The organism is Pseudomonadota bacterium (genome assembly GCA_034660915.1).
In the GTDB taxonomy this organism is placed as follows: Bacteria; Desulfobacterota; Anaeroferrophillalia; order Anaeroferrophillales; family Anaeroferrophillaceae; genus DQWO01.
This window is the reverse complement of sequence record JAYEKE010000049.1, coordinates 1-4,688: the sequence shown is the minus strand read 5'-3', so window position 1 is coordinate 4,688 and position 4,688 is coordinate 1. Positions and strand designations below refer to the sequence as shown.

At 50.6% G+C, this 4,688-nt stretch carries 4 protein-coding genes; 2 read left to right on the top strand and 2 right to left on the bottom strand.

The window, feature by feature from the left end; translation table 11 throughout:
* Nucleotides 1-290: 290 nt before the first annotated feature.
* On the bottom strand, nucleotides 291-2,372 hold the full coding sequence (locus U9P07_03270) for an acetate--CoA ligase family protein (GenBank protein MEA2108424.1): 2,082 nt from the start codon (nucleotides 2,370-2,372) through the stop codon (nucleotides 291-293).
* 191 nt (nucleotides 2,373-2,563) lie between these two features.
* On the opposite strand from U9P07_03270, the gene ndk reads away from it, so the two are divergent.
* The gene (gene ndk / locus U9P07_03265; GenBank protein MEA2108423.1) at nucleotides 2,564-2,989 is read left to right on the top strand and encodes a nucleoside-diphosphate kinase; all 426 of its coding nucleotides are present in this window, start codon (nucleotides 2,564-2,566) and stop codon (nucleotides 2,987-2,989) included.
* 251 nt (nucleotides 2,990-3,240) lie between these two features.
* On the top strand, nucleotides 3,241-3,981 hold the full coding sequence (bioD, locus tag U9P07_03260; GenBank protein ID MEA2108422.1) for a dethiobiotin synthase: 741 nt from the start codon (nucleotides 3,241-3,243) through the stop codon (nucleotides 3,979-3,981).
* Here the strand turns inward: bioD and U9P07_03255 are convergent.
* Nucleotides 3,978-4,688 (bottom strand): enoyl-CoA hydratase/isomerase family protein (locus U9P07_03255; GenBank protein ID MEA2108421.1); only part of this gene is annotated, 711 nt, incomplete at its 5' end. The genes bioD and U9P07_03255 overlap by 4 nt on opposite strands.

Sequence of the window (4,688 nt, the reverse complement as noted above, 5' to 3'; positions counted from 1 at the left end):
AGCACAACCAATAACAGAATGGGACAGATCATCAAATTTCATTTCTTCGTGTCCTTCGTGTGCTTCGTGGTGAAATTTTTTTTGTCCTGGGTCCCGAATTTGTGATAATTCACTTTCCCGCCTTCCTTCGCCTGCGGTCCGTACTGGTTTGCACGTTTGCTTCGCCGTGCTTCGCGGGGGGAGGGACACTCTTGACTATCGCTCGTCCAGTGGAGGAACAGCTTGTAAAAAAAATTGGGGCCTGTCCCCAATTTCCATACCTTATACCTTACACCTTGCACCTTATACCTTTATAGACTTATGCGCCCGTCGACCACGAAGCCACCGGCCTCGCTGAGAAAAAGCGGATTAACATCAATCTGCTGGATCACCGGAAAATCAGCCAGCAAATCAGCCAGGGAATAGAGCACCCGGTCAAGGGTTGGGCGATGAATTCCTGACTGTCCGCGAGCGCCCTTGAGAATGGGAGCCCCTTTCAAAGTTTCAATCATGTCATCAATCAGGACCGCATTAAGCGGCGGCAGGCGCAGGGCCACATCCTGGAAAATCTCGGCATAGATTCCTCCCATCCCCAACATGACTACTGGTCCGAAGGACTCATCCCGGCGGCCGCCGACAATCATTTCCACCGAAGTCGAAACCTGAGATTGAAGTAACAGACCACGATAATCCGGCAGAGAGCCAAATTGCACGGTTAATTCATCATATACCTGTTGCAATTGACTTTGATTTTCAATCCCCAGGCGGATGCCACCCGCATCACTTTTATGGGATAGTGACGCTGCCACCACCTTGGCAACCAGGGGGAAGGTCAATGGTTCAGTAATTTTCGGCAGGACTGATCCAAAAGGAAGCAACCGGGATGGGAGCAGCGGCAGATCATAGGCCCGAAAAATATCCAGCACCTGGTCAAGATAAAGCACCCCGTCCTGCGAAGTCTCGGCTTCTTCAATGATGGCGGCCACCGCCTGACGGTCATAATTCCCCGTGACCGGAAGGTCTTCCGGCATGGCTTTTTCCTGGCGGCGGGCATAGTCCCTAGAAACCGCCAGCGCTTCGATACCTTCAGCCGGTTCAGTAAACAAAGGAAAGGAAATCTGCTGTTTCAATTTGTTAACCGCCCTGGCCCCGGCAAAAACACACAAGGCTACCGGTTTATGGTAACGCCTGGACAACTCATCGATGGTAAGAGCCAGGCGCAGCGAAGCTTCACCCTCCATGTCAGGTTGAAAAACATGATTAAACAACACCCCGTCAACATCCGGACGCTGCAACACCTGGTCCAGGATGGTCACATAAAAATCGATATCAAACAAATCACCCAAATCAAGGGGATTGCCGGGCTTGATTACCTGGGCACGAAAACGAGAGCCGATAAAATCGATAAATTCCCGGCTGAAAGGAACCAGGTTGAAACCGTATTCATCGGCGACATCCGCCGCCACCACCGCATGGCCTCCCGAGCGGGAAATAACCACCAGATTATCCCCTTTCATCAGCGGCAGGCTGAACGATTTTATCTGGTTGATAAATTGGCGAAAGGTTTTGGCCCGATAGATCCCGTACTGCCGACAGGCGGCATCAACCACCTGGTCATCATTGGCCAGGGCTGCGGTATGCGAGCCGGCGATTTCGTTGCTCTGGGCTGAGGTATTAGCTTTGTGCAGGATCACCGGTTTATGGGTGGCCGCCACCCGGGAGAGCAACCGCCGCCCATCCTGGATATCTTCCAGGTAGATGCCGATAATTTCCGTTTGGGGATCATCTTTGAGATAGGTAAGATAATCAGCTTCATCCAGGCAACTTTTATTCCCCATACTGATAAATTTTGCCACTCCGATATTATTACTGCTCCCCAAACCCAGGTAGGTGAGAGCCATACCACCACTCTGGGAAACCAGTGACAAACTCCCTTTTTTTATTTCAGCCGCTGACAAACGCATAAACGGCAGGCATAAGCCATTATGACGGTTAATAATGCTGATGCCGTTGGGACCAACAAATTTAATCCCCTTGGCCCGGGCAAAACTGACCAATTCCTTTTCCAACTCAGCTCCGGCCGCGGAAAGTTCCCTGAATCCTCCACTCTCGATAACCATCCGGGTAATTCCCCGACTGAAGCAGGCTTTAACCGCATCAAGAACCGTTGCCGCCGGCGTCAGGATGACCGCCAGATCAATATCTTTTGGCAAGGTGGAAAATTCAGTATGAATTCGATGACCAAGGAAGTAGCCTGGATGCCGGCCAAAAAGATGTATTTCTCCTTCAAAACCGAAGTCAATCAGGTTTGAAGCAATATTCTTGCCCAGATTTTCCGGCCGGGGAGAAACGCCAATCACCAGAACTGAACAAGGGTGAAACAAACGATCCATAAAATGCTCCTTGACAATATTTTTTAAAATACCAATGAGTGGACATTCATTTTTCTATTTCACTAACGTATTCACCGCAACCATGTCAAGGGTTATAAGGATAAATAAATTGACAAAAAGGGGGGAATATCGTAATTCAGCGGCGGATTTTAACGCGGTAAACAGACAACATCTTTTTAAGGAGTATATTTATGAGTGAAAGAACATTATCGATTATCAAACCTGATGCGGTATCCAAGGGGGTCATCGGCCAGATCATTGCCGATTTCGAAGCCCATGGCCTGAAGATTGCGGCAGTAAAAATGATCCGGATGAGCAAGCTGGTAGCTAAGGGATTTTATGCGGTCCATTGTGAACGGCCGTTTTTTGACAGCCTTACCGACTTCATGTCTTCCGGGCCGGCGGTGGTCATGGTGCTGGCCGGGGAAAATGCGATCAGCAAAAACCGGGAATTGATGGGGGCCACAAACCCGGCTGAAGCAACGGAGGGGACCTTAAGGAAACAGTTTGCCACCGATATCGAAAAAAATGCCGTCCATGGTTCCGATGCCCCGGAAACCGCCCGGACGGAAATCGCTTATTTTTTTCCGGAACTGGAAATCGTCAACGAGAAATAGCAGGAGTACAGGAGGCAGAAGACAGAAGACAGAAGGCAGAAGGCAGAATCGTCGGGGACGCCATTTTAACTTAAATGACAGATTGAAAAACCACTTTTTTTTGGAAATCTCTACTTAGTTTGCAGTACTTTTTTGATGGTGTCCCCACGATTTCCTTTAGCCTTTAGCCTTTAACCTTTAACCTTTAACCTTTAGCCTTTAGCCTTTAGCCTTTAACCTTTAGCCTTTAACCTTATCTATGCTGAACATTCATGAATCAACCTAAAGGCCTGTTCATCACCGGGACCGATACCGGAATCGGGAAAACCCTGGCAGCGGCGATTCTAGCAGTAGCTTTACAACAAAGGCTGCCGCAGGGCTTCAGTTACTTAAAACCCATGGAAAGCGGCATCCAGAACCTTGAAGACCTCAGCCGGAAGTCCGATGGCGCCCGGGTAAAAAAAACTGCCGGCCTGCCTCATTCCCTGGAAGAGATCATCCCTTTCCGATTCAGGGAACCGCTGGCTCCGCTGCTGGCCGCCCGGCGCCAGCAGCAGGTAGTCAGCCATAAAACTCTGCTGAATACCGTGCGTGAACACCTTCATCAACATGAATTTACCCTGGTGGAAGGTGCCGGTGGTTTAATGGTACCCCTGTGTCCCGGTTATCTGGTGGAAAACCTTATCAGCGACCTGCAGCTACCGGCACTGGTAGTCTGTCGTTCCGCCCTGGGCGGCATCAACCAAACCCTGTTGACCCTGTCCCGACTACGCCAGGCCAAAATTCCCGTTGTCGGCATTATTATCAATCATGCTACCGGCAATCCCGGCATTGCCGAACAAAATTTTTCCGAACTTATCAGAGAATTCGATTCGGTTCCCATACTGGGAGAACTGCCTTTTTTGCCGGATTTTTCCTTCCGCCGGGAAGCTCTGCTTTCCCTGGCCGATCAATTGGATATTGAGCAACTGCTGAAAGCTGTCAAAGCAATCAGGAACAACAAATCCGATTAAAACTTTGGCGGACGTTTTTCCAGAAATGCCGCCACTCCCTCCTGCAGCTCTCCGCCAGCAGCACTGGCAATAATACCCTGGCGCTCGGCTTCAACATATTCAGGAAATGTTCTTGAGACACCCTGAATCAGGACTTTTTTTGTCCGGGCAAGCGCTGCTGGGGGTCCCTGGGAAATTTTCTCCAGCAATGCCATTGCCTCATCCACGGCATGTTCAGTCGAAACCATACGGCTGACCAGGCCGATTTCAGCGGCCTGCGCCCCCTCAATAATACCATTGGTCAAAAAGAAATCCAGTGCTCTGGGCAAACCCAGTGCCCGGAGGACGGCAAAACTGCTGCCTCCGTCAGGAACCGCGCCGATGCCGATATAGCCGGCAACAAATTTGGCATTCTCCGTCACCAGGGTCACATCGGCAGCCAGGGACAAGCCAATGCCAGCCCCCGCGCAGACCCCTTCAATAAGGGAAATAAATATTTTTTCCATCCCGCGAATGGCCAGGACAGTGGCATTCAGGGTAGCGCTGAGATCCTCAACCAGCGCCGGCAGTCGCTGCTGGTTGGCACCCCGTTGAAAAGCTCCAAGGTCTCCACCGCCGGAAAACAGACTTCCATTGCTTTGCATCAGGATTGCCTTTACCTCGTTATCCCAGCGCACGTCCTGGACAACCTGCCATAAAGCAGCCGCCATCGCTTCGTTATAGGTGTT